The 23,072-nt window shown below is 72.4% G+C and carries 24 protein-coding genes; 5 read left to right on the forward strand and 19 right to left on the reverse strand.

Going from position 1 to position 23,072, the window contains the following annotated elements; genetic code table 11:
• Positions 1–4: 4 nt before the first annotated feature.
• From ACH4E7_RS19970 to ACH4E7_RS19980, 3 genes are read left to right on the forward strand one after another with little or no spacing between them, the layout of a single operon-like run.
• Entirely contained in the window at positions 5–769 is a 765-nt protein-coding gene (locus ACH4E7_RS19970; RefSeq protein WP_396250342.1) for a metal ABC transporter ATP-binding protein, read from the forward strand.
• Complete coding sequence (locus ACH4E7_RS19975; protein WP_396250343.1) at positions 766–1,704, forward strand: metal ABC transporter permease; 939 nt, start codon at positions 766–768, stop codon at positions 1,702–1,704. Before ACH4E7_RS19970 ends, ACH4E7_RS19975 begins: the two co-directional genes overlap by 4 nt.
• Before the next feature lie 35 nt (positions 1,705–1,739).
• On the forward strand, positions 1,740–2,150 hold the full coding sequence (locus tag ACH4E7_RS19980) for a Fur family transcriptional regulator (RefSeq protein WP_396250344.1): 411 nt from the start codon (positions 1,740–1,742) through the stop codon (positions 2,148–2,150).
• 113 nt (positions 2,151–2,263) lie between these two features.
• Here the strand turns inward: ACH4E7_RS19980 and ACH4E7_RS19985 are convergent, their stop codons facing one another.
• From ACH4E7_RS19985 to leuA, 4 genes are all read right to left on the reverse strand, one after another.
• The gene (locus tag ACH4E7_RS19985; protein WP_396250345.1) at positions 2,264–3,103 is read right to left on the reverse strand and encodes an isoprenyl transferase; all 840 of its coding nucleotides are present in this window, start codon (positions 3,101–3,103) and stop codon (positions 2,264–2,266) included.
• Positions 3,104–3,107: 4 nt separating this feature from the next.
• A complete protein-coding gene (gene recO / locus ACH4E7_RS19990; RefSeq protein WP_355669466.1) occupies positions 3,108–3,854 on the reverse strand; it encodes a DNA repair protein RecO in 747 nt (248 codons plus the stop codon).
• 183 nt (positions 3,855–4,037) lie between these two features.
• Positions 4,038–4,709: a TerB family tellurite resistance protein gene (locus ACH4E7_RS19995; RefSeq protein ID WP_396250346.1), complete on the reverse strand. Its 672-nt coding sequence runs from the start codon at positions 4,707–4,709 to the stop codon at positions 4,038–4,040.
• 239 nt (positions 4,710–4,948) lie between these two features.
• The gene (gene leuA / locus ACH4E7_RS20000) at positions 4,949–6,745 is read right to left on the reverse strand and encodes a 2-isopropylmalate synthase (RefSeq protein ID WP_396250347.1); all 1,797 of its coding nucleotides are present in this window, start codon (positions 6,743–6,745) and stop codon (positions 4,949–4,951) included.
• Between the two features lie 340 nt (positions 6,746–7,085).
• Between leuA and ACH4E7_RS20005 the strand changes: the two genes are divergently transcribed.
• Both ACH4E7_RS20005 and ACH4E7_RS20010 read left to right on the forward strand, forming a co-directional pair.
• A complete protein-coding gene (locus tag ACH4E7_RS20005; protein WP_396250452.1) occupies positions 7,086–8,108 on the forward strand; it encodes a M4 family metallopeptidase in 1,023 nt (340 codons plus the stop codon).
• Between the two features lie 139 nt (positions 8,109–8,247).
• Complete coding sequence (locus ACH4E7_RS20010; protein WP_380613745.1) at positions 8,248–8,514, forward strand: protealysin inhibitor emfourin; 267 nt, start codon at positions 8,248–8,250, stop codon at positions 8,512–8,514.
• Between the two features lie 51 nt (positions 8,515–8,565).
• Here the strand turns inward: ACH4E7_RS20010 and era are convergent, their stop codons facing one another.
• The 15 genes from era to hrcA form a co-directional block, all read right to left on the reverse strand.
• Positions 8,566–9,495 carry a GTPase Era gene (gene era, locus ACH4E7_RS20015; protein WP_396250348.1) on the reverse strand — a complete coding sequence of 310 codons (930 nt, stop codon included), beginning with the start codon at positions 9,493–9,495 and terminating at the stop codon, positions 8,566–8,568.
• Between the two features lie 59 nt (positions 9,496–9,554).
• A complete protein-coding gene (locus ACH4E7_RS20020) occupies positions 9,555–9,713 on the reverse strand; it encodes a hypothetical protein (RefSeq protein WP_396250349.1) in 159 nt (52 codons plus the stop codon).
• Between the two features lie 119 nt (positions 9,714–9,832).
• Positions 9,833–10,186, reverse strand: coding sequence for a cytidine deaminase (locus ACH4E7_RS20025; RefSeq protein WP_355669472.1), 354 nt, complete (start codon positions 10,184–10,186; stop codon positions 9,833–9,835).
• A 137-nt stretch (positions 10,187–10,323) separates the two neighbouring features.
• Entirely contained in the window at positions 10,324–10,869 is a 546-nt protein-coding gene (locus ACH4E7_RS20030) for a DUF4383 domain-containing protein (protein ID WP_396250350.1), read from the reverse strand.
• Positions 10,870–10,895: 26 nt separating this feature from the next.
• Entirely contained in the window at positions 10,896–11,132 is a 237-nt protein-coding gene (locus ACH4E7_RS20035; RefSeq protein ID WP_396250351.1) for a hypothetical protein, read from the reverse strand.
• 33 nt (positions 11,133–11,165) lie between these two features.
• On the reverse strand, positions 11,166–12,491 hold the full coding sequence (locus ACH4E7_RS20040) for a hemolysin family protein (protein ID WP_396250352.1): 1,326 nt from the start codon (positions 12,489–12,491) through the stop codon (positions 11,166–11,168).
• Between the two features lie 19 nt (positions 12,492–12,510).
• Positions 12,511–13,005: an rRNA maturation RNase YbeY gene (gene ybeY / locus ACH4E7_RS20045; RefSeq protein WP_030061268.1), complete on the reverse strand. Its 495-nt coding sequence runs from the start codon at positions 13,003–13,005 to the stop codon at positions 12,511–12,513.
• Positions 13,006–13,019: 14 nt separating this feature from the next.
• Complete coding sequence (locus ACH4E7_RS20050) at positions 13,020–14,153, reverse strand: PhoH family protein (protein WP_396250353.1); 1,134 nt, start codon at positions 14,151–14,153, stop codon at positions 13,020–13,022.
• A 198-nt stretch (positions 14,154–14,351) separates the two neighbouring features.
• Positions 14,352–15,275, reverse strand: a complete 924-nt coding sequence (locus ACH4E7_RS20055; RefSeq protein ID WP_396250354.1) for a ribonuclease Z — start codon at positions 15,273–15,275, stop codon at positions 14,352–14,354.
• 5 nt (positions 15,276–15,280) lie between these two features.
• Positions 15,281–15,634, reverse strand: a complete 354-nt coding sequence (locus ACH4E7_RS20060; RefSeq protein ID WP_396250355.1) for a histidine triad nucleotide-binding protein — start codon at positions 15,632–15,634, stop codon at positions 15,281–15,283.
• 46 nt (positions 15,635–15,680) lie between these two features.
• A complete protein-coding gene (locus ACH4E7_RS20065; protein ID WP_396250356.1) occupies positions 15,681–16,373 on the reverse strand; it encodes an RDD family protein in 693 nt (230 codons plus the stop codon).
• Positions 16,374–16,488: 115 nt separating this feature from the next.
• The gene (locus ACH4E7_RS20070) at positions 16,489–19,740 is read right to left on the reverse strand and encodes a S41 family peptidase (protein ID WP_396250357.1); all 3,252 of its coding nucleotides are present in this window, start codon (positions 19,738–19,740) and stop codon (positions 16,489–16,491) included.
• Positions 19,741–19,834: 94 nt separating this feature from the next.
• Positions 19,835–20,584, reverse strand: a complete 750-nt coding sequence (locus tag ACH4E7_RS20075) for a 16S rRNA (uracil(1498)-N(3))-methyltransferase (protein WP_396250358.1) — start codon at positions 20,582–20,584, stop codon at positions 19,835–19,837.
• A gap of 85 nt (positions 20,585–20,669) precedes the next feature.
• Positions 20,670–21,812 carry a molecular chaperone DnaJ gene (gene dnaJ / locus ACH4E7_RS20080; protein WP_396250359.1) on the reverse strand — a complete coding sequence of 381 codons (1,143 nt, stop codon included), beginning with the start codon at positions 21,810–21,812 and terminating at the stop codon, positions 20,670–20,672.
• Positions 21,813–21,886: 74 nt separating this feature from the next.
• Positions 21,887–22,921: a heat-inducible transcriptional repressor HrcA gene (gene hrcA / locus ACH4E7_RS20085; protein ID WP_396250360.1), complete on the reverse strand. Its 1,035-nt coding sequence runs from the start codon at positions 22,919–22,921 to the stop codon at positions 21,887–21,889.
• Between the last annotated feature and the right edge of the window lie 151 nt (positions 22,922–23,072).

The raw sequence follows: 23,072 nt of genomic DNA on the forward strand, positions 1-23,072 counted from the left end.
CACCATGACCCACCCGATACCCCCGGCCGTCCGCCTCCGTGACGCCGTCGCCTCGCGCGGCGGCCGGCCGGTGCTGCGCGGCGTCGACCTCACCGTGGAACCCGGCGAGGTCGTCGCCCTGCTCGGCGCCAACGGCTCCGGCAAGTCGACCACCGTCAAGGCCGTGATCGGCTCGGTGCCGCTGGAGCAGGGCACCCTGGAGCTGTTCGGCAACCCGTACGGCTCCTTCCGCGCCTGGCACCGGATCGGGTACGTCCCCCAGCGCACCACCGCCGCCTCCGGCGTCCCGGCGACGGTGCGCGAGGTGGTCTCCACCGGACGGCTGGCGCAGCACGGGCTACTGCCCTTCCGCCGCAAGGACCGCGAGGCGGTGGACCGCGCGCTGGCCGCCGTCGGCATGCTGGACCGGGCCGGGGACGGCGTGGCCGACCTGTCCGGGGGCCAGCAGCAGCGGGTACTGATCGCCCGCGCCCTGGTCGCCACCCCCGACCTGCTGATCATGGACGAGCCGATGGCCGGCGTGGACGCCGCCAGCCAGCAGGTGCTCGCCGACACCCTGCGCGCCGAGGTCGGCCGCGGCGCCTCCGTCCTCCTGGTCCTGCACGAACTCGGGCCGCTGGAGCCGCTGATCGACCGCGCCGTGGTGCTGCGGGACGGCTGCGTCGCCCACGACGGCCCGCCCGTGCCCAACACCGGCCTGCACGCGCTGCCCGGCCACGACCACGTCCACCCGCACGCCGACCTCACCCCGCCGAGGCTGCTCGCATGACCGAGATGCTCTCCTACGACTTCATGCAGCGCGCCCTGCTCGCCGCCGTGCTGGTCGGGATCACCGCCCCCGCCGTCGGCATCTACCTGGTGCAGCGCCGCCAGGCCCTGATGGGCGACGGCATGGGCCACGTCGCGATGACCGGCGTCGGCCTCGGCTTCATCTTCCAGACCAGCCCGGTCTGGATGGCCGTGCTGGTCTGCGTGCTCGGCGCGGTCACCATGGAGCTGGTCCGCTCGCGCGGCAACCAGCGCGGCGACATCGCCCTCGCGATGCTCTTCTACGGCGGCATGGCCTGCGGCAAGCTGCTCGTCTCGCTCTCCGCCCAGGCCGGGGCCGGCTCGCTGGAGAGCTACCTGTGGGGTTCGATCCTCACCGTCGCCCCCGAGGACCTCGCCGCGATCGCGGCGCTCGGCGCGGTGGTCGTCGCGGTCACCGTCGGCCTGCGCCGCCAGCTCTTCGCGATCTGCCAGGACGAGGACTTCGCCCGGGTCACCGGCGTACCGGTGCGCACCCTCAACCTGCTGCTCGCGGTGATGGCCGCGGTCACCGTCACGGTCGCCATGCGGGTGGTCGGGCTGCTGCTGGTCAGCGCCCTGATGGTGGTCCCGGTGGTCGCCGCCCAGCAGCTCACCCGCTCCTTCGCCGCCACCCAGGCCGCCGCCATCGCGCTCGGCGTGGTGGTCTCGCTGGCCGGCGTCACCGGCTCCTACCACCTCAACGTGCCGTCCGGCCCGGCCATCGTGCTGCTCGCCATCGCGGTCTTCGCGGTGTTCAGCGTGATCGCCGCGCCGCTCGCCCGGCGCCGCCACCGCCGGGGCGGCGACGCCGATCAGGGACCGAAGGTCTGCGACGTCCAAATCCCCGACCAAATCGCGGAAAAGACTTCCTCCGGTACGACCACCTCGGAGGGGCGGGCGGGGCTGGCACAATGAGGTGCGAGACGCCCACGACCCCAGGAGGACCCACGGTGACCACCGCAGGCCCGTCGCCGCGCGCCCGATCGACCCGGCAGCGTGCCGCCGTCTCGGCGGCCCTGGACGAGATCGCGGACTTCCGCAGCGCGCAGGAGCTCCACGACCTGCTCAAGCACCGCGGGGACTCCGTCGGCTTGACCACGGTCTACCGAACGCTCCAGTCACTCGCCGACGCCGGCGAGGTGGACGTGCTGCGCACCTCCGACGGCGAGGCCGTCTACCGCCGGTGCAGCAGCGGGCACCACCACCACCTGGTCTGCCGGCACTGCGGCGCGACCGTCGAGGTGGAGGGCCCCGCGGTGGAGCGCTGGGCCAACTCGGTCGCCGCCGAGCACGGGTTCAGCGACATCGCGCACACGCTGGAGATCTTCGGCACCTGCGCGGAGTGCGCGAAGAAGGCCTAGCGGCGGCCCGTGCGGGGGCAGCCCGTACGGACGAACGGCGAAGGGCCCGCGGGGATCGCTCCCGCGGGCCCTTCGCCGTACCCGGCGTCAGCACACCGGCGTCAGCACGGACGTCAGCGCTGGGCGGGCAGCCCCATCGACCCGGTGACGTCGTTCGGGATCGCCCCGCCGAAGCGCCGGTCGCGCATCGCGAACTGCTCGCAGGCGCGCCACAGGTCGCGGCGGTCGAAGTCCGGCCAGAGCACGTCCTGGAACACGAACTCGGCGTACGCGGACTGCCAGAGCAGGAAGTTGGAGGTGCGCTGCTCGCCGCTGGGGCGCAGGAAGAGGTCCACGTCCGGCATGTCCGGGTGGTACATGTACTTGGCGAGGGTCTTCTCGTTGACCTTCTTCGGGTCCAGCCGCCCGGCCGCGACCTCCTGCGCGATCGCCTGCGCCGCGTCGGCCAGCTCGGCCCGGCCACCGTAGTTGACGCACATGTAGAGCGTCACGGCGTCATTGCCCTTGGTCTGCTCCTCGGCGACCTGCAGCTCCTGCACGACGCTCTTCCACAGCTTGGGCATCCGGCCGGCCCAGCGGATCCGCACGCCCATCGCGTCCATCTCGTCGCGGCGGCGGCGGATGACGTCGCGGTTGAAGTTCATCAGGAACTTCACCTCGTCGGGCGAGCGCTTCCAGTTCTCGGTGGAGAACGCGTACAGCGAGATGTTCTTGACCCCGAGCTCGATCGCGCCCCTGAGGACGTCCAGCACGACGGACTCGCCGACCTTGTGGCCCTCGGTGCGGGGCAGCCCACGCTCCTTGGCCCAACGGCCGTTGCCGTCCATCACGATGGCGACGTGGTTGGGGACCAGCTCACCGGGGAGCTTCGGGGGCCGTGCGCCGCTGGGGTGCGGGGTCGGGGGAACGTACGCCCGCTGCTTGCCGCCGCCGAAGAGCCGTCGCGCTGCCATGTGCTCACTTCTCCACGTATCTCATCGAGCGGATGCCCCGCTCCAGGTGCCACTGCAGATAGGCCGCGACCAGGCCGCTGCCCTCCCGCCAGTACCGCGGCTCGCAGGCGTCGGCCGTCTGCCAGTCCCCTGACAGCAGTGCCCCGAGCAGTACCAGCGTCTCAGGGGAGGGTACGGCACATCCGGGCACTCGGCAGTCCGCGCAGAGCACCCCGCCCGCCGGGAGCGAGAAGAAACGGTTCGGCCCGTCCAGGCCGCACTTGGCGCAGTCCGTGAAGCTCGCGCCGTACCCGTTCACCGCGAGCGAGCGCAGCAGGAAGGCATCCAGCACCAGGTGCGACTCGTGCAGCCCGGCCGCCAGCGTGCGCAGCCCGCCCACCAGCAGCAGGTACTGCTGGACGGCCGGCTCGCCCTCGTTCTCGGCGAAGCGCTCGGCCGTCTCCAGCATCGCCGTGCCGGCGGTGTAGCGGCCGTAGTCGGTCACGATCGAACCGCCGTACGGGGCGATGGTCTCCACCTGGGTGCACAGCGGCAGCCCGCGCCCGACCAGTTCGCTCCCCCGGCTGAAGAACTGCACGTCCACGTGCGAGAACGGCTCCAGGCGGGCGCCGAACTTGGACTTGGTCTTGCGCACCCCGCGCGCCACCGCCCGCACCTTGCCGTGCTGGCGGGTCAGCAGGGTGATGATCCGATCGGCCTCGCCGAGCTTCTGCGCCCGCAACACGACGCCGTCGTCCCGGAAAAGACTCATGCGGTCCATTCTCCCCCAGCCGCGGGGGCGGCCGGGGCACCCGTCGTCGGGCAGCCGTGGTGCCCGCACCGGGGCCGTGGGGGAGGACCACTGCGATGCGGGTCACGGCGGGCCCGGAGGGGGGTCGGGCCCGTTTGTGGGGGATTCGAAAGGTCTACGGCCGGGACGGGTCCAGAGGGGGGTCTAGAGGTTCTCGTACGGCGCCCGGGTCGCCGCCTCCAGCAGCTCCGTGACCGCGGGCTGCGGCAGGTCCAGGCAGCGCCCGACCGCGACCAGCGCCTCGCGCTCCTCGGGCAGGTAGCGCCCGTCCGCCAGGGCGATCGCGGCGCCCTGCAGCAGCAGGCGCTCACGGCCCTGCCGGGCCAGGTGCGGGGCGAGCGGTTCGAGCACCGCGTGCAGCTCCACGGCGAGGCCGCCGGCCATCCCGTGGGCGTCGTACAGTTCGCCGCCGAGCCCGGACAACGCGGCGAGCGCGGCCAGCACCTGGGCCTCGCCGCAGTCCTCGAACCCGGCCTCGCGCACCGTCGCGCAGGCCGCCTCGCGGGCCGCCCGGTGGGCGGTGCCGCCGGCCGCCAGCAGGGCCAGCGCGACGGTGTACTGGCCGTCCCGCAGCATCCCGCCGAGGCGCACGCTGGTGGGCTGCTCCAGGGCCTCGACGCCGTACCGGCCGTGGCAGCCGGTGCACTGCACACTGCCGATCACCGGCCCGAGCGGGACCACCGGGGCCCCCAGGAGCCGCAGCCACCGCCGACCGTGCTGCCGGCGGTAGTTGCGGTCCCCGCCGCAGCCCGGGCAGAAGAAGTCACCGAGAACGTCAGTCCGCCACCGCGGGCGAACACCCCACAACCTGGTCACGGCGCCACTCCCCACACATGGCAGGCGGCCTGCACGACTATGGGCAGGTCACGCGACCGGACACCGAGGCCGTCCCACCGACCCGGCTTTCCGGTGGATCGATGTTGCCACGGTTACCGGCACGTGTCAGTACCCCGAACGGCTTCCGGCCCGAAAAAATGTGGCGGAGAACACAGCGCATGCCACACGCGGCGAAGGGCCGCCCCTGCGAACGACCCTTCGCGTACCACCCGTACGAATCACGCGCGCTGCGAACGGTTGACGGCGCTGATCATCGCCTTCAGCGAGGCCAGCACGGTGTTGCCGTCGATGCCCACGCCCCACAGCACCTTGCCGTCCACCGCGCACTCCACGTACGCGGCCGCCTGGGCGTCGCCGCCCTCGCTCAGCGCGTGCTCGGCGTAGTCCAGCACGCGTACGTCCACGCCGATCCGGGCCAGCGCGTCCGCGAAGGCCGAGACCGGGCCGTTGCCGGCACCGCTCAGGGTCACCGTCGCGCCGTCCACCACGGCCTCGGCGGTCAGCGCGTCCCGGCCGTCCTCGGTGGTCAGGGTGCGCGACCCGGTCAGCGACAGCCGGCCCCACGGGTTGGCCGGGGTCGGCAGGTACTCGTCCTCGAAGACCCGCCAGATCTCCGCCGGGGTGACCTCGCCGCCCTCGGCATCGGTCTTGGCCTGGATGATCCGGGAGAACTCGATCTGCATCCGGCGCGGCAGGTCCAGCTTGTGGTCGTTCTTCAGGACGTACGCCACACCGCCCTTGCCGGACTGGCTGTTGACCCGGATGACCGCCTCGTAGGTGCGGCCGACGTCCTTCGGGTCGATCGGCAGGTACGGCACGCCCCAGGTGTGCTCGTCCACCGGCACCCCGGCCGCCCTGGCGTCCGCCTCCAGGACGTCGAAGCCCTTCTTGATGGCGTCCTGGTGCGAGCCGGAGAAGGAGGTGTACACCAGGTCGCCGGCGTACGGGTGGCGGGGGTGCACCTCCATCTGGTTGCAGTACTCGGCGGTGCGGCGCACCTCGTCGATGTCGGAGAAGTCGATCTGCGGGTCGATGCCCTGCGAGAACAGGTTCATCCCCAGCGTCACCAGGTCGACGTTGCCGGTTCGCTCGCCCTGCCCGAACAGGCAGCCCTCGATCCGGTCCGCACCCGCCATGTAGGCCAGCTCGGCAGAGGCGACGGCCGTGCCGCGGTCGTTGTGCGGGTGCACCGACAGGCAGACGGACTCGCGGCGGGACAGGTGGCGCGACATCCACTCGAACTGGTCGGCCTGGACGTTCGGGGTGGCCCGCTCGATGGTGGCCGGCAGGTTCAGGATGATCTCGCGGCCCTCGCCCGGCTGCCAGACGTCCATCACCGCCTCGCAGACCTCCAGCGCGAAGTCCAGCTCGGTGTCCACGAAGATCTCCGGCGAGTACTGGTAGCCGAAGACGGTGTCGTCGCCCAGCAGCTTCTCGGCGTACTCCATCACCAGCCGGGTGCCGTCGACGGCGATCGCCTTGGTGGCCGCCTTGTCGTTGCGGAACACCACCCGGCGGAACAGCGGCGCGGTCGCGTTGTACAGGTGGACGGTCGCCCGCGGGGCGCCGACCAGCGACTCCACGGTCTTCTCGATCAGCTCCTCGCGGGCCTGGGTCAGCACCGAGATGGTGACGTCCTCCGGGATCGCCCCCTCCTCGATCAGCGACCGCACGAAGGCGTGGTCGGTGGCCCCGGACGACGGGAAGCCGACCTCGATCTCCTTGTAGCCCATCTGCACCAGCAGGTCGAACATCTTGCGCTTGCGGGCCGGGGACATCGGGTCGATCAGCGCCTGGTTGCCGTCCCGCAGGTCCGTGGAGAGCCAGCGCGGCGCCTTGGTGATCACCTTGTCCGGCCAGGTGCGGTCCGGCAGGTCGACGGTGCCGAACGGCAGGTAACGCCCGTACCGCATGCCCGAGGGCTGCTGGCGCACGGAGGCGGCGGTGATCGGGGTGGGCCGGTCGACGAAGGCGCGAGCGGCGGGGACGGACGCGGCGGAGGTCTGCTCGGTCATGGAGGTGACTCTCGGCTTCCTGTGGATGCGTGGTGCGGGGCGGGTCGGGATGGATCAACACCGACTGGCCGGCCTCTGCTGCCGCTCGCGATTCGCCATCGGATCGCCGTTTCCGCGCACAGCTCGTTCCCCGCGGCGAGGGAGCCGGCCCCTGGGGACTACAGGCCCTCGACGCGGCAGCTAAGAAGAAGCAGCCCGTTGCGCATGATGCCCCAGCGTAACCCAGGGCCGCGCGCCCCCGAAGTGATCCGGGCTTCCGTTCCACTCCTTGAGACGCCGACCGGTCATGCCAAAAGTGATGACAACCGGTCACCGAGGCCTCACCCTGGGCCACATGACCATGACTGCCGGAGTCCCGCTCTGCGCGATCGTCCCGCCGTACGTCCTGGACCGCCTCGCCGAGGCCGGTCACGAGCCCGCCGTCCGCTCCCTCGCCCTCGACGCCGCCCACCGCGCGGCCCGCCTCGCCTCTCCCCCGCCGGTCCCCGCGAACCCGGGCCTCAACCGGGTGATCGCCGACGCCGGCCACAACCAGCGGCTGCCCGGCCGCACCGTCCGCACCGAGGGCCAGGCCCCGGCCGCCGACGCCTCCGTGAACCACGCCTACGACGGCCTCGGCGCCACCTTCGCGCTGTACGCCGACGTCTTCGGCCGCGACTCGATCGACGGCCAGGGGCTGCGCCTGGACGCCAGCGTGCACTACGGCCAGAACTACGACAACGCCTTCTGGAACGGCCAGCGGATGGTCTTCGGCGACGGCGACGGCGAGATCTTCGGCGACTTCACCGCCTGCGTCGACGTCATCGGCCACGAACTCACCCACGGTGTCACCCAGTTCACCGCCGGGCTGGAGTACCAGGACCAGCCCGGCGCGCTCAACGAGTCGATCTCCGACGTCTTCGGCTCGCTGGTCAAGCAGTACGCGCTGCACCAGAACGCCGCCGACGCCGACTGGTTGATCGGCGCCGGGCTGCTCGCCCCCGGGATCCAGGGCGTGGCGCTGCGCTCGATGAAGGCCCCCGGCACCGCCTACGACGACCCGCAGCTCGGCAAGGACCCGCAGCCCGCGCACATGCGGGACTACGTCCAGACCTCGGAGGACAACGGCGGGGTGCACATCAACTCCGGCATCCCCAACCACGCGTTCTACCTGCTGGCTTCCGCCCTCGGCGGCCAGGCCTGGGACCACGCCGGGCGGATCTGGTACGACGCGCTGACCGGCCGCCGGCTGCCCGCCGACGCCGACTTCACCGCCTTCGCCCGGGCCACCGTGGCCGCCGCCAAGGCCCGTTACCCCGACCAGTCCTCGATCGCGGACACCGTGACGGCCGCCTGGGCGCAGGTGGGGGTCAGCCCGGGCTGAACGATGCCTGTTCGAGGTGGGCCCCGGGCCCGTCCGGTGGGCTCCGTCGGATCGGGCGAGGGCCCGCCGGGCGGGCCCCGAAGGTCACGGTCCGGGAAAAGCGCCGCACCGGCCTTCCCTGCGTAGCACCATGGACACCATGCGTATCCAGGTGACCCGGACCGGCGGCCTCGCCGGAATCGTCCGCCACGCGGAGCTCGACACCGCCGAGCGCGTGGACGCCCCGCACGTCCACGCGCTCGCCCGCGAGGCCGTCGCCGGCGGGCTGCGCGCGCCCTCGTACGGGGTGCCGGACGGCTTCCACTACGAGATCACCGTCGACAGCCGGACGGTGTACTGCGCCGACCCCAAGCTCACCGACTCGCAGCGCGAGCTGGTGTCGCTGGTGCTGCGCGAGGGCGCGTGACCCCCGCGCGGCACCCGCGGGTGTGCGCTCGCGGCGTTGCCGGATCCCTCGTCAGAAGCCGAGCTTGCGCAGCTGCTTGGGGTCGCGCTGCCAGTCCTTGGCCACCTTGACGTGCAGGTCCAGGTAGACCGGGGTGCCGAGCAGCGCCTCGATGTGCTTGCGGGCGGTGCTGCCGACGTGCTTGAGGCGGGAGCCCTTGGCGCCGATGACGATGGCCTTCTGGCTCTGCCGCTCGACGTAGACGTTGGCGTGGATGTCCAGCAGCGGGCGGTCCGCGGGGCGGCCCTCGCGCGGCAGCATCTCCTCGACCACGACGGCCAGCGAGTGCGGCAGTTCGTCGCGCACGCCCTCCAGCGCGGCCTCGCGGATCAGCTCGGCGACCATGATCTGCTCGGGCTCGTCGGTGAGGTCGCCGTCCGGGTAGAGCTGGTCGCCCTCCGGCAGCAGCTTGGTGAGCAGGTCGGCGACCAGCTCGACCTGCTTGTCGCCGACCGCGGAGACCGGGATGATCTCGGCCCACTCGAAGCCCAGCTCGATCCCGAGCTGGTGGATGGCGATGAGCTGCTCGGCCAGGCGCTTGGAGTCGACCAGGTCGGTCTTGGTGACGATGGCGACCTTGGGGGTCTTCTTGATCCCGGCGATCTCCTTGGCGATGAACTTGTCGCCGGGGCCGATCTTCTGGTCGGCGGGGAGGCAGAAGCCGATCACGTCGACCTCGGCCCAGGTGGTGCGGACCAGGTCGTTGAGGCGTTCGCCGAGCAGGGTGCGCGGCTTGTGCAGACCGGGGGTGTCGACCAGCACGAGCTGGGCGTCCGGGCGGTGCACGATGCCGCGCACGGTGTGCCGGGTGGTCTGCGGGCGGTCGGAGGTGATCGCGACCTTCGTCCCCACCAGGGCGTTGGTCAGGGTCGACTTGCCCGCGTTGGGGCGGCCGACGAAGCACGCGAACCCGGAGCGGTACGAGGAGGAAGGGGCATTCATGGGCTCCATTCTCCCTGATCACCGGAGCCCCGCGGTCCGGGCCCGGGTTCAGGCGGCGCTCAGCCCTCGTCGTCGCCCCGCCCGATCAGCGAGAACACCACCAGCAGCACCAGGAAGCCGATCGAGCCCCAGAGCCAGGCCGGCGAGTCGGTCTCCTGCCATTTGCCCATCCCCATCACGAACAGCAGCAGCCCGGCGATGAACGCCAACGCCCCCATGCCCCAGTCCCCTCACCGAGTCCACTCCCCTGGTGAGATTATCGGCTGAGCACATGGGGGCGGTGCCCGCGCGGCACGGCCATGGGGGCAGTGCCCGCGGTACGACCCGCCGAGACCTCTCAGCGGGCCTCGGCCGACACCCGCAGCGTCCCGTCCGGCCCGGCCAGCAGCACCGGCGTCCCGGCCCCGCCCAGGTCCCGTACGGCGGCCAGGTCGGCCTCGGCCGGCTGCTCGGCCTCGCTCACCACGGCGGCCGCCTCCAGCGACTTCGCGCCGCTGGCCACCGCCATCGCCACCGCCGTCTGCAGCGCGCTCAGCTTCAGCGACTCCAGCGCGACCGTCCCGGCCACGTAGGTGCGACCGGTCTCGTCACGCACCGCGGCCCCCTCGGGCACGCCGTTGCGGGCGCGGGCCGAGCGGGCCAGGGTGATGATCTTCTTGTCTTCGGGGTCGAGCTCGACGATGTCACTCATGCCGCCGAGCATAGGCCGCCGCCCCGAGCCGAAGGACGCGCCGGTGCCGAAAGGGAGAAGCGACAAGCGGGGCACAAGCGCCGACCGTCGGCCCCGGATCCCGAGCGCCCGGAGGCGAGCGGGCGAGTAGCTGCGGATCAGTGGCCGACCGGGTGGGTCCGCCCGGGGTTGGGGTTCATGATCTTGACGAAGGTCTTCGGCCCGGAGGGCAACGGCTCCTCGCGCTTGATCCGCTCGCGCCAGAACGGGTTGTCGTGCGGCAGGTGACTGCTCACCCGGCCGTACATCCCGAAGGTGGTGATGACGATCCCGAACAGGAACGCGAACAGCACGTTCGACATCCGGAAGTTCAGGATGTTCGCGTCCGACCGCCCGAGCACCGCCAGCCCGTAGAAGCCGGAGAGCACGAACAGCACACCGACCACCATGTTGAGGTTGGATGCGAAGTTCCCGCCGATGACCGCCCCGAGCACCAGGATCGCGCCCACCACGATGGACAGGATGGCCAGCGCGCCGTTGGTCGACAGCCCGCCGATCTCGTCACCCCTCGTGTCCAGGAAGCTCGGGTGGTCGGCAAGCCCCAGGCTCCCGAACACGATCAGGAAGACCCCTCCGAGCCCCGCCCCGATCCGCCAGACCGTGACGAGCTTGTGGTCGACGGGCAGTTCGTCTTGCAGCTTCATGGCGACCTCCTGGGCTCGACCACGGCCTAGCTGTACGGGTGGCTCCCCTGCATGTGGGGTACCTCGTGCATGTAGAGCGAGCCGCACTGCTGGCAGCAGCGCAGCCCGGTGCCCCAGTCCTCCTCCGGCCGCGTCTCGACGTCGTCCGGCATGGTCCGTCCGCAGAGCGCCGTCGACAGGTCGCCGTCCCGCACCACGTGCCAGGACTTCACCCCGCCGGCCGTCCCCTGCGGGCCGTACTCCGCGCGAAGTTTGTGCGTCATGCCCTCCATGGTCGCGCGGCGGCCCCGGACCCGCTACTCGCCCGCGGTCTCCGCCGCCTCGGCCGTCCAGCGCACGGGCGAGGCGACCATCGAGCCGATCCGGTTGCGCCGCCCGGCCGAGGACTCGGCGGTCAGCAGGATGCCGGTCAGGCCGGTGTCGTCGGAGTCGGGCAGCGGGATCTCGCAGGAGGAACCGGGGATCGGCACCCGGCCGAGGTGCTTGGCCAGCAGACCGCCGACGGTCTCGACGTCCTCGTCCTCCAGCTCGATGCCGAACAGCTCGCCCAGGTCCTCCACCAGCAGACGGGCGGTGACCCGGTACGAGCCGTCGCCGAGGTCCTCGATCGGCGCGACCTCCCGGTCGTACTCGTCGGTGATCTCGCCGACGATCTCCTCCAGGATGTCCTCGATGGTGACCAGGCCGGCCGTGCCGCCGTACTCGTCGATCACGATCGCGACGTGCGAGCGGCGCTGCTGCATCTCGCGCAGCAGGTCGCCGGCCGGCTTGGAGTCCGGCACGAAGACGGCCGGGCGCATCACCGCGCCGACCTCCTCGGCCTCCGCCTCGCGGTTGATGTGGGTGCGGCGCACCAGGTCCTTGAGGTAGACGATGCCGACCACGTCGTCCTCGTTGTCGCCGACCACCGGGATCCGCGAGAAGCCCGAGCGCAGCGCCAGGGTGAGCGCCTGCCGGACGGTCTTGTGCCGCTCGATCATCACCAGGTCGGTGCGCGGCACCATCACCTCGCGCACGATGGTGTCGCCCAGCTCGAAGACCGAGTGCACCATCCGGCGCTCCTCGTCCTCGATCAGGTCGTCCTTCTCGGCGAGGTCGACCAGGGCCCGCAGCTCCGCCTCGGAGGCGAACGGCCCCTCCCGGTAACCCTTGCCCGGGGTGAGCGCGTTGCCGAGCAGGATCAGCAGCCGCGGGATCGGGCCGAGCACCGCGGCCAGCGGCAGCAGCACGAAGGAGGCCGCGGTGGTGGTGGAGATCGGGTGCTGACGCCCGATCGTGCGCGGCGAGACGCCCACCGCGACGAAGGACACCAGCACCATCACGCCGAAGGCCAGCAGCACGGCCTGCCAGGTCGGGTGGATGTTGCGCACGCACACCGCGGTGACCAGGACGGCCGCCGCCATCTCGCTGGCCACCCGGATCAGGGTCGCCAGGTTGAGGTAGCGGATCGGGTCGGAGGCGACGGTCAGCAGCCGCGCGGAGCCGCGCCGCCCGTTCCGTACGGCCTCCTCCGCCCGGAACCGGGAGACCCGGGAGATGCCCGCCTCGGCGCACGCGGCCAACCAGCCGAGCACGACCAGGGCCACGGCGCCGAGGATGAAGCTCGTACTCTCACCACTCACAGGGGTTCGGGCTCCGCGCTCAGTGGGTGGTGGGGGCCGGGGAGATGCCGCCGAGGCCGCGGCCCGCCCGCCAGTCGTCCAGGATGCGCTTCTGGAGGGCGAACATCTCCTCCTCTTCCTCCGGCTCCTCGTGGTCGTAGCCGAGGACGTGCAGCACGCCGTGGACGGTGAGCAGCTGCAGCTCCTCGTCCATCGAGTGCTTGGAGGGGGCCGCCTTGCCCTGCTGCTCGGCGACCTCGGGGCAGAGCACGATGTCGCCGAGCAGGCCCTGCGGCAGTTCCTCGCCCTCCTTGCCGGGACGCAGCTCGTCCATCGGGAACGACATCACGTCGGTCGGGCCGGGCAGGTCCATCCACTGGATGTGCAGCTCCTCCATCGCCGCACCGTCCACCAGGATCACGGACAGTTCGGACTGCGGGTGGATCCGCATCTTGTCCAGGGCGAAGCGGGCGACGTCGAGGATGGCTTCCTCATCGGCGTCCCAGCCGGACTCGTTGGCGATGTCGATCGACATGACGGGCTGTGTGCTCAGCTTTCGGTGCGATGGGACTGTCGGGGTGCGCGCGCCGCGGTCGTCTTACCGGGGCGCCGCTGGGCCGGCTTGCGGGCGGTCGGGGCGTTGTCCTCGACCTCCTGCCGGGCGTCCCAGCGCTCGTAGGCGTCCACGATCCGCCCGACCAGCTTGTGGCGGACCACGTCGTTGCTGGTGAGGACGGAGAAGTGGATGTCCGGCACGTCGGCCAGGATCTCCTGGACGACCTTGAGACCGCTACGGGTGCCGCTCGGGAGGTCGATCTGGGTGGTGTCGCCGGTGACCACCACCCGGGAGTTGAACCCGAGGCGGGTGAGGAACATCTTGATCTGCTCGGGCGAGGTGTTCTGGGCCTCGTCGAGGATGATGAAGGCGTCGTTGAGGGTGCGGCCGCGCATGTACGCGAGCGGCGCGACCTCGATGGTGCCGGACGCCATCAGGCGCGGGATGGAGTCCGGGTCGATCATGTCGTGCAGCGCGTCGTACAGCGGGCGCAGGTACGGGTCGATCTTCTCGTAGAGGGTGCCGGGCAGGAAGCCCAGCCGCTCGCCCGCCTCGACCGCCGGGCGGGTCAGGATGATCCGGTTGACCTCCTTGGCCTGCAGGGCCTGGACGGCCTTGGCCATCGCCAGGTAGGTCTTGCCGGTGCCGGCCGGGCCGAGGCCGAAGGTGATGGTGTGCTTGTCGATCGCGTCGACGTAGCGCTGCTGGTTGAGGGTCTTGGGGCGGATCGTGCGGCCGCGGTTGGACAGGATGTTCGCGGTGAACACCTGCGACGGGGCCGGGGAGTCCGGGTCCTCCTCCTGGCTGCGGAGCATGGCGATCGAGCGCTCCACGGCGTCCTCCGTCAGGGGCTGGCCGGTGCGCAGCACCAGCATCATCTCGCTGAAGAGCTTCTGCACGAGGGCGACCTCGGCACGGACCCCGGTGGCGGTCACCTCGTTGCCGCGGACGTGGATGTCGGCGGCGGGGAAGCCCTGCTCGATCACGCGCAGCAGCGAGTCCGCCGTGCCGAGCAGGGTGACCATCGGGTGCTTCTCGGGGATGACGATCCGGGCGCTCACGCGGCCGTCGTCGGCCGGTTCGGGGCGTGACTGTCCGTCGGTACGGGTCTGCGATGTGTCACTCATAGGTCGGCGCTGGGGCCTGCCTCATCCCATCCGTGGTGTCGTGTGCCGCTCGGTCTCTCCGGGGCACCAGGGTACGCCGCGAGCGTGATCGCTGCGGCGGGCGGCGGGGCCGCACCCGACGATGCTGCGGCAGATCGGAGGACGACGCGAGCCCTTTTCGTTCTTGATGGATGCGGCCTCGGGGTTTTTCGGTGCCGTTCACGGATGGCGGCGGGCGGGAACCGGCACCCGGGCGAGGTCGGCGGCGAGCACCAGCTCCCCGTCGAAGTGCTTGCGGGCGTCGGCCAGGTGCTGGCCGAGGTCCGGGTAGCGCTGGGAGAAGTGGGTCAGCACCAGGGTGCGCACGCCCGCCTCGGCGGCGGCCTTGGCGGCCTGGCCCGCGGTGAGGTGGCCGTGGTCCTCGGCGAGGTGGGCGTCGGCGTCGGTGAAGGTCGCCTCGACCACCAGCAGGTCGGCGCCCTCGGCGAGCCGGTACACGCCCTCGCAGAGCCGGGTGTCCATCACGAAGGCGAACTTCTGGCCGAGCCTGGGCTCGCTGACCTGGTCCAGGGTGACCGTCCGGCCGTCCACCTCGATCGCGCCCTCGTGCTGCAGCCGGCCCACCGCCGGGCCGAAGACGCCGAACCCGGCGAGCCGCTCGGGCACCAGGCGGCGGCCGTCCGGCTCGGACAGCCGGTAGCCGAAGGACTCCACGGGGTGGTCCAACCGGATCGCGTCCAGCGCGAAGCGGGCGCCGGGGGCGGGCAGCGGGCCCGGCTCGTCGATCGGCCGGGGCCGCAGCACGGCCGTCTCGTGGTACGCGGTGGCGTGCCGCAGCCGCTCGAAGTAGACCTCGCCGGAGGCCGGGAAGTAGACGTCGACCGGGTGCGGGACGCGGTCGAGGTTGATCCGCTGGATCACCCCGGCGAGGCCCAGGCAGTGGTCGCCGTGGAAGTGGGTCACCGCGATCCGGGTGATCTGGGTGGCCGAGACCCCGGCGTGCAGCATCTGCCGCTGGGTGCCCTCGCCGGGGTCGAAGAGCAGGCCCTCGCCGTCCCAGCGCAGCAGGTAGCCGTTGTGGTTGCGGTGCCGGGTGGGCACCTGGCTGGCGGTGCCGAGGACGACGAGTTCGCGCTGGGACACGTAGGTCAGACCATGCTCTCGGTCATGTGCGTGCCGCCGAGCAGGTGGACGTGGGCGTGGAAGACGGTCTGCCCGGCGCCCGCACCGGTGTTGAAGATCAGCCGGTAGTCCTCGATGCCCTCGTCCCTGGCCACCGCGCCCGCCTCGGCGAGCAGTTCGCCGGCGATCTCCGGCTCGGCCGCGGCCAGCGCGGCGGCGTTCGGGTAGTGGACGTGCGGGATGACCAGGACGTGCATGGGGGCCTTGGGGGCGATGTCGCGGAAGGCGAGGGTGCGCTCGGTCTTGCGCACCACGGTCGCCGGGATCTCGCCCGCCACGATCTTGCAGAACAGGCAGTCGGGCTGCGGCTCGCCGGCCATCGGCTTCTCCTCGCGTCAGTGGGTTCGTGGGCCGTACGGGCGCAGCCTAGCCGAGCCGTCCGACCGCTTGCTGATACTCCTGCAGGTGCTTCCAGCGCACCGAGCGCATGCCGACGATGTCCCCTTCCGACACCTCGAAGTCCTCGGAGAGGAAGACGACCGCCAGATAGACGAAGCCGAGCAGCCAACGCCGGGTTAGCCGCCACGTGTTGGGGCGCATGACGCGCTTTCGGCGCACCACCCGCATGGCCAGGATCCCCTTGCCCACGCTGAAGCCGGTGAGCCGGGCGAGCACCACCTGGTTGAGGAACGAGGCGAGCAGGCCGACCCCCAGCAGCGTCACGAAGTAGGGCACCGCCGGGCCGCTGCTGTGGTGGACGGCGTGGCCGGCCGCGTGCGCGACCGGCTTGGGGCGGCTCGCCGCGTCAGCGGCGTTGGCGGCGGCGAAGCCGAGGCCGACCGCGAGGACGAAGTCGAGCACGATCGCCAGGAAGCGCCGACCGCCGCCCGCCTCCTTGGGACACGGCGGGAGCGCGGGCTGCGCCTGTGGGTAGGGGCTCTGGCCGTGCGGCGGGTACGGGTTCCGGCCGTACGGCTGCGGCGGCTGGGCGTACGGCTGGGGCTGCGGCGGCTGGGCGTACGGCCCCTGCGCGTACGGGTTCGGCCCGTAGCCGTTCTGCGGCGGCTGCTGCCCGTAGCCGTTCTGCGGGTACTGCGGCGGCGGATAGCCCTGCGCCATGTGCTCCCCCGTGAGCTGTCGATCAAGATCCCGATCAAGGACAGCCCCGCATCCTACCCAGGCCCCGGAGCGGGGAGTCGGCCCCACCGACTTCCCGCTCCTCACCTTCACATCGTCACGCCCAGGGCAGCGGCGGCGCCGTCCGGGCCGGGGTCTGCGCCAGGGCCGCCAGGGCGATCCGCACGCCCTCGGCCAGCTGCGGGTCCTCGCCGGCCGCCCAGTGGTGCGGGGCGAACGGCACCTCGACGTCCGGGTCGACGCCGTGGTTCTCCACGCCCCAGCCGTAGTTCTCCAGCCAGAACGAATACTTGGGCTGGGTGACCAGGGTGCCGTCGACCAGCCGGTAGCGGCTGTCGATGCCGATCACCCCGCCCCAGGTGCGGGTGCCGACCACCGGGCCGATCCCGAGCGCCTGGATGGCGGCGTTGACGATGTCGCCGTCCGAGCCGGACAGCTCGTTGGCGAGCGCGACCACCGGCCCGCGCGGGGCGTCCATCGGGTAGGGCACCGGGTGGTCGGTGTCCCGGATGACGTCCCAGCCGACGATCCGGCGGGCCAGCTTCTCGATCACCAACTGCGAGGTGTGGCCGCCCCGGTTGTCCCGGACGTCGACGATCACGCCCTCCTTGGCCATCTCGGTGGTCAGGTCGCGGTGCAGCTGGGCCCAGCCGGCCGTCTGCATGTCCGGGATGTGCAGGTAGCCGAGCCGGCCGCCGGACAGCTCGCGCACCGCGGCCCGCCGCCCGGCCACCCAGTCGTGGTAGCGCAGCGCCTCCTCGTCGGCGAGCGGGACGACCACCGGGTTGCGCTGGTCGGTGCCGTCCTTGCCGGCCACGGTCAGCTCGACCGGCTGCCCGGCGGTGCCGGCCAGCAGCGGCGCCGGGCCGGTGACCGGGTCCACCGGGCGGCCGTTGACGGCCAGCACCGCGTCGCCCGGGCGGATCGCGGCGCCCGGCGCGGCCAGCGGCGACCGGGCCCGGGGGTCGGAGGACTCGCCGGGCAGGATCCGGGCGATCCGCCACTGCCCACCGTCCTTGACCAGGTCCGCACCCAGCAGGCCCTGGCGCCGGGCCGGCTCGGTGTAGCGGCCGTGGGGGATCACGTAGGCGTGCGAGGTGCCGAGTTCGCCGTGCACCTCCCAGAGCAGGTCGACCAGTTCGTCGTGCGAGCCGACCCGCTCGACCAGCGGCCGGTAACGCTCCAGTACCGCGGCCCAGTCCACGCCGCCCAGGTCCGGGCGCCAGAAGTTGTCCCGCATCAGCCGGCCGTTCTCGGCGTACATCTGGCGCCACTCGGCGGCCGGGTCGACGGTCACCCGCAGCCGGGCGAGGTCGACGGCGGTCTCGTCGTCCTCGCCGCCCGCCTTGTGGTCGGCCGGGACGATCCGCAGCTCGCCCTCGTCCAGCACGGCCACCCGGGTGCCGTCCCCGCTGACCGCGAACCCGTCGACGCCGTGCACCAGTTGCTCGGCGCGGCGCTTCCTGAGGTCGAAGCGCTCCAGCACCGGGCGCGGCCGCTCGTCGTCCAGCGAGGCCGCCTCGTCGCCGAGTTCGCCGAGCAGCGGCACCCTGGTCCACAGCACGCCGTCCTTGGCGGCGCGCAGCGTGTGGAACCGGCCGCCCTCGACCGGGAACGGGACGATCCGGTCGGCGATGCCGTCCAGGTCCACCCTGGTCGCCGGGGCGGCCTCGGCCCCGCCCTCCTCGCCGTCCGCCTTCCGCGCCTTGGGCTCGTCCTCCTCCCCGCCGAGCGGCCGCCCGGCCCGCTGCGGTCCGAACGGGGACGGCGTGTCGGCGGCCAGCGTGATCAGGTACGGGCGGCAGCCGTTCGGGAAGGACAGGTCGAAGACGTGCGCGTCGTAGACCGGGTCGAAGTTGCGCACCGACAGGAAGGCCAGGTAGCGGCCGTCCGCGGTGAAGGCGGGCGAGGTGTCGATGAAGCGCTGCTGGGTGACCTCGCTGACGGTGCGGGTGGCCAGGTTGGCCAGCACGATCTGGCGCAACGAGTACGGGCCCACCCCGTGCACCGGGCGGGACCAGGCCAGCCAGGCCGAGTCCGGGCTGAACGCCAGCCCGCTCACCTCGCCGTCGGTGCTGCGCTCCAGCTCGTGCACGGCGCCGTCGGCCAGCGCCACCAGCAGCACCCGTCCGTCGTGCACGCCCAGCGCCGCCTGCTTGCCGTCCGGGGAGACCACCAGCGAGTTGACCCGGCCGAGCCGCCCGGCGGCCAGCCGGCGCCGCTCGGCGCCGTGCACGGCCGGGGCATACTCCAGCGCGTCCTCGCCTTCGGCGTCGGACACCCAGAGCACGCCCTGGGCGCCGTCCTCGCCCGGCACCACCCGGGCCAGCCGCGCGCGCACGCCCGGGGTCTCGTCCAGCACCCGGGCCGGGCCCTCGCGGTGGGTCAGCCAGTGCACGCTGCCGCGCACCACCACGGCGCCGGCCCGGCCGGTGCGGTCGGGGGCGACGGACTCCAGCCAGTGCGCGGCGTGCACCGGGCGGGGGCGGCGGCCGGTGCGCGAGCCGGCCAGCCGGATGTCCAGGCGGCGCGGCTCGGCGCTGTCCAGGTCGTCCAGCAGCCACAGGTCGCCGGCACGGTGGAGGACGACCCGGGTGCCGTCGGTGCTCGCGTTGCGGGCGTAGAAGCCGTCCGGGTCACCGGTGTGGCGGCGCAGGTCGGAGCCGTCCGGGCGGCTGGACCACAGCTCGCCGACGCCCTCGTGGTCGGACAGGAAGGCGATCCGACCGCCCTGGGGAGAACCGGCCACCCACAGCGGGGAGTCGAGCTGCCCGCCCAACTCCTCGTGCACGCGGGTGAATTCGTCCCGGCCGAGCCACAACTTGCCCGCCCGGCCGCCCCGGTAGCGCTTCCACCAGGCCGGCTCGCGGTTGTTGACGGTGACCAGCAGCACCCTCTCCCCGTCCGGCTCGAAGGCGAGCCCGCCGACCGGCCCGTACGGCAGCCGCACCGCCTCGCCGCCGTCCAGCGGCACCGCGTGCGCCCAGCTGCGGCGCTCACTGGCCTCGCCGGCGCCGGTGGTGGCGATCGGGCGGCCGTCGGCCGTCCAGCCCTGCACCCGGGTCTGCTCGCTGCCCCAGTGGGTGAGCCGCCGGGACGGCCCGCCGTCCACCGACACCACGTGCACCTCGGGGGCACCGTCCCGGGTGGAGGAGAAGGCGATGTGCCGCCCGTCCGGGGAGAACCGGGGGTGGTGCACCGGCAGGTGATCGGCCGTCAGCCGCCAGGCCCGGCCACCGCCCAGCGGGGCCAGCCAGAGGTCGTCCTCGGCGACGAAGGTGACCAGGTCACCGTGCAGATGGGGATGGCGCAGATAGGCGCCCGCAGAGGTGCTCAGGGAGTCCGTCACGCCGCCAGCGTAGGCAGGTGCGGGTACGAGCCGCCCCGTTTTCCGCAACTCCCGACCCGGCGTGCGGGGGTTACGCCCAGCGGCCGGTGCGCCCCTACGCCCAGCGGCCGGTGCGCCCCAGCAGCAGCGCCCCGGCGGCCACCCCGGCGGTGGAGGTGCGCAGCACCGAGGGGCCCAGCCGGTAGGGCTTCGCGCCCGCCTCGGCGAAGGCGGCCAGCTCCTCCGGGGAGACCCCGCCCTCCGGGCCGACCACCAGCACGATGTCCCCGGCCGCGGGCAGCGCGGCGTGCGCCAGCGGCTCGGCACCCTCCTCGTGCAGCACCGCGGCGAGGGAGGCCTGGGCCAGCAGCGGGGCCAGCTGCCTGGTGGTCATCAGCTCGCGCACCTCGGGGAAACGCAGCCGGCGGGACTGCTTGCCCGCCTCCCGGGCGGTGGCCCGCCACTTGGCGAGCGCCTTGGCGCCGCGGTCGCCCTTCCACTGGGTGATGCAGCGCGAGGCGGCCCAGGGGATCACCACGTCCACGCCGACCTCGGTCATGGTCTCCACGGCCAGCTCGCCGCGGTCGCCCTTGGGCAGCGCCTGGACGACGACGATCCGCGGCGCCGGCTCCGGCTCCCGGCGCACGGCGGCCACCGTGACGTCGATCGCGTCCTTGCCGAGCACCTCGGCGACCGTCCCGTCCACGCCGAGCCCCAACCCGTCCGCGAGGGTCACCGCCTCACCGGCCTCCAGCCGCTTCACCGCGGCCGCGTGCCGCCCCTCCGCCCCGTCCAGGCGCACCAGCGCCCCGGGCACGGCGGCGGCGATCCGCTCGGTCGCGACGACGAAGACGGGGGCGGTCATGGGGTGGTCCTCCGGAGGGGGTGGGCGGAACAGGAACGCGAAGGGGGTGTCGGGGCCCTGACCCCGACACCCCCTCCCGGACGGTCTACCGGCCGTTGAAGGCGTCCTTCAGGCGCGAGAACAGGCCCTGCTGACCCGGCGCGAACTGACCGGACGGGCGCTCCTCACCGCGCAGTACGGCGAGCCGGCGCAGCAGCTCCTCCTGCTCGGGGTCGAGCTTGGTGGGCGTCTGCACCTCGACGTGCACTATCAGGTCGCCCCGGCCGCCCCCGCGCAGGTGGGTGATGCCCCGGCCGTGCAGCGGGATCGACTGACCGGACTGGGTGCCGGGCCGGATGTCGACCTCCTCCAGCCCGTCCAGGGTCTGCAGCGGCACCTGGGTGCCGAGCGCGGCGGCCGTCATCGGGATGGTGACGGTGCAGTGCAGGTCGTCCCCGCGCCGCTGGAAGACGCTGTGGGTGGTCTCGGCGATCTCGACGTACAGGTCGCCGGCCGGGCCGCCGCCGGGGCCGACCTCACCCTCGCCGGCCAGCTGGATCCGGGTGCCGTTGTCGACACCGGCCGGGATCTTGACGGTCAGGGTGCGGCGGGCGCGGACCCGGCCGTCGCCGGCGCACTCCGGGCACGGGGTCGGCACGACGGTGCCGAAGCCCTGGCACTGCGGGCAGGGGCGGGAGGTCATGACCTGCCCCAGGAAGGAGCGGGTGACCTGGGAGACCTCGCCCTTGCCGCGGCACATGTCGCAGGTCTGCGCGGAGGTACCGGGGGCCGCGCCCTCGCCGTTGCAGGTGGTGCAGGTGACGGCGGTGTCGACCTGGAGTTCCTTGGTGGTGCCGAAGGCGGCCTCCTCCAGGGTGATCTCCAGCCGGATCATGGCGTCCTGGCCCCGGCGGGTGCGCGAGCGCGGGCCACGCTGGCCGGCCGCGGCGCCGAAGAAGGCGTCCATGATGTCGGAGAAGCCGAAGCCCGCCGCGCCGGCGCCGAAGCCGCCCGCGCCACCACCGCCGCCCGGCGACAGCGGGTCGCCGCCGAGGTCGTAGACCTGACGCTTCTGCGGGTCGGAGAGCACCTCGTAGGCGGCGTTGATCTCCTTGAACCGCTCCTGCGTCTTCGGGTCCGGGTTGACGTCCGGGTGCAGTTCGCGTGCCAGGCGCCGGAACGCCTTCTTGATCTCGTCCTGCCCCGCATCCCGTCGGACGCCGAGTACCGCGTAGTAGTCCGTGGCCACCAAATGCTCCGCTTGTTCCGCCTGTAGTAGTGCGACTGGACACCGCCGTTACTTATGTAACAGCGGCCTGCTTGCTACGACTCGGCCAGGATCTGACCCACGTACCGTGCCACTGCTCGCACCGCCCCCATTGTGCCCGGGTAGTCCATCCGGGTCGGACCGATCACACCCAGTTTGGCCACGCTCTCGTCGCCCGAACCGTAGCCGACCGACACCACCGAGGTGGAATTCAGCCCTTCGTACGCGTTCTCCCGCCCGATCCGGACCGTCATCGCGGCGTCCGTGGTCTCACCCAGGAGGCGAAGCAGGACGACCTGCTCCTCCAGGGCCTCCAGCACCGGCTGGATGGTGAGCGGGAAGTCGTGCCCCAACCGGGTCAGGTTGGCCGTGCCGGCCAGCATGATCCGCTCCTCGTTCTGCTCGGCCAGCGCCTCGAACAGGGTCGCCAGGACCGTGCTGACGGTCGGCCGGTCGATCTGCTCGAAGGTGGCCGGCAGCTCCTCCAGCAGGCCCGGGACGTCCGGCAGCCGCTGGCCGGCCGCCCGCACGTTGATCCGCGCGCGCAGATCGGCCAGGACCGTCTCGCCGACCGTGCCCGGGCAGTCGACCATCCGCTGCTCGACCCGGCCGGTGTTGGTGATCAGGACCAGCATCACCTTGGCCGGAGCCAGCGCCACCAGCTCGATGTGCCGGACGGTGGAACGGGTCAGCGAAGGGTACTGGACCACGGCGACCTGCCGGGTCAGCTGGGCGAGCAGCCGCACCGTGCGGGCGACCACGTCGTCCAGGTCGACGGCGCCGTCCAGGAAGTGCCTGATCGCCCGCCGCTCCGGGGCGCTCATCGGCTTGACCTCGGCCAGCTTGTCGACGAACAACCGGTAGCCCTTGTCGGTGGGGATGCGCCCCGCGCTGGTGTGCGGCTGGTGGATGTACCCCTCCTCCTCCAGCGCCGCCATGTCGTTGCGCACGGTGGCCGGGGAGACCCCGAGGTTGTGCCGGTCCACCAGGGCCTTGGAGCCGACCGGCTCCTCGGTGCCCACGTAGTCCTGGACGATGGCACGCAGAACGGCGAGCTTGCGGTCGTCCAGCTGGCGGACCTCACCGGCCATGGGGCACGCACCTCCGTCTTCGCACGTTGTCCGTCTGTGATGCTGCGGGCCGCTCCCGGGAAGGACCCCGACCCTGGCACTCTGCGCACACGAGTGCCAGAACCGTACCTGCCAGTGTAAGGCCCGGGTCCTTTCGCAGGAACGGCCCGCC

Origin of the sequence: Kitasatospora sp. NPDC018058, from assembly GCF_044327205.1 — a bacterium.
Lineage (GTDB): Bacteria > Actinomycetota > Actinomycetes > Streptomycetales > Streptomycetaceae > Kitasatospora.

What these genes read in the sequence shown, in the direction of transcription:
- ACH4E7_RS20065 (WP_396250356.1), bottom strand. Translation starts at nt 16,373, where the DNA reads ATGGCGCAGGGCTATCCGCCGCCGCAGTACCCGCAGAACGGCTACGGG.
- recO (WP_355669466.1), bottom strand. Translation starts at nt 3,854, where the DNA reads ATGAGTCTTTTCCGGGACGACGGCGTCGTGTTGCGGGCGCAGAAGCTC.
- era (WP_396250348.1), bottom strand. Translation starts at nt 9,495, where the DNA reads ATGAATGCCCCTTCCTCCTCGTACCGCTCCGGGTTCGCGTGCTTCGTC.
- ACH4E7_RS20050 (WP_396250353.1), bottom strand. Translation starts at nt 14,153, where the DNA reads ATGAGTGACACATCGCAGACCCGTACCGACGGACAGTCACGCCCCGAA.
- leuA (WP_396250347.1), bottom strand. Translation starts at nt 6,745, where the DNA reads ATGACCGAGCAGACCTCCGCCGCGTCCGTCCCCGCCGCTCGCGCCTTC.
- ACH4E7_RS20025 (WP_355669472.1), bottom strand. Translation starts at nt 10,186, where the DNA reads ATGAGTGACATCGTCGAGCTCGACCCCGAAGACAAGAAGATCATCACC.
- ACH4E7_RS20060 (WP_396250355.1), bottom strand. Translation starts at nt 15,634, where the DNA reads ATGGCCGGCGAGCCGCAGCCCGACTGCCTGTTCTGCAAGATCGTGGCG.
- hrcA (WP_396250360.1), bottom strand. Translation starts at nt 22,921, where the DNA reads ATGGCCGGTGAGGTCCGCCAGCTGGACGACCGCAAGCTCGCCGTTCTG.
- ACH4E7_RS20035 (WP_396250351.1), bottom strand. Translation starts at nt 11,132, where the DNA reads ATGACGCACAAACTTCGCGCGGAGTACGGCCCGCAGGGGACGGCCGGC.
- ybeY (WP_030061268.1), bottom strand. Translation starts at nt 13,005, where the DNA reads ATGTCGATCGACATCGCCAACGAGTCCGGCTGGGACGCCGATGAGGAA.
- ACH4E7_RS20005 (WP_396250452.1), top strand. Translation starts at nt 7,086, where the DNA reads ATGACTGCCGGAGTCCCGCTCTGCGCGATCGTCCCGCCGTACGTCCTG.
- ACH4E7_RS19985 (WP_396250345.1), bottom strand. Translation starts at nt 3,103, where the DNA reads ATGGCAGCGCGACGGCTCTTCGGCGGCGGCAAGCAGCGGGCGTACGTT.
- ACH4E7_RS20010 (WP_380613745.1), top strand. Translation starts at nt 8,248, where the DNA reads ATGCGTATCCAGGTGACCCGGACCGGCGGCCTCGCCGGAATCGTCCGC.
- ACH4E7_RS20020 (WP_396250349.1), bottom strand. Translation starts at nt 9,713, where the DNA reads ATGGGGGCGTTGGCGTTCATCGCCGGGCTGCTGCTGTTCGTGATGGGG.
- ACH4E7_RS20075 (WP_396250358.1), bottom strand. Translation starts at nt 20,584, where the DNA reads ATGACCGCCCCCGTCTTCGTCGTCGCGACCGAGCGGATCGCCGCCGCC.
- ACH4E7_RS19970 (WP_396250342.1), top strand. Translation starts at nt 5, where the DNA reads ATGACCCACCCGATACCCCCGGCCGTCCGCCTCCGTGACGCCGTCGCC.
- ACH4E7_RS19975 (WP_396250343.1), top strand. Translation starts at nt 766, where the DNA reads ATGACCGAGATGCTCTCCTACGACTTCATGCAGCGCGCCCTGCTCGCC.
- ACH4E7_RS20030 (WP_396250350.1), bottom strand. Translation starts at nt 10,869, where the DNA reads ATGAAGCTGCAAGACGAACTGCCCGTCGACCACAAGCTCGTCACGGTC.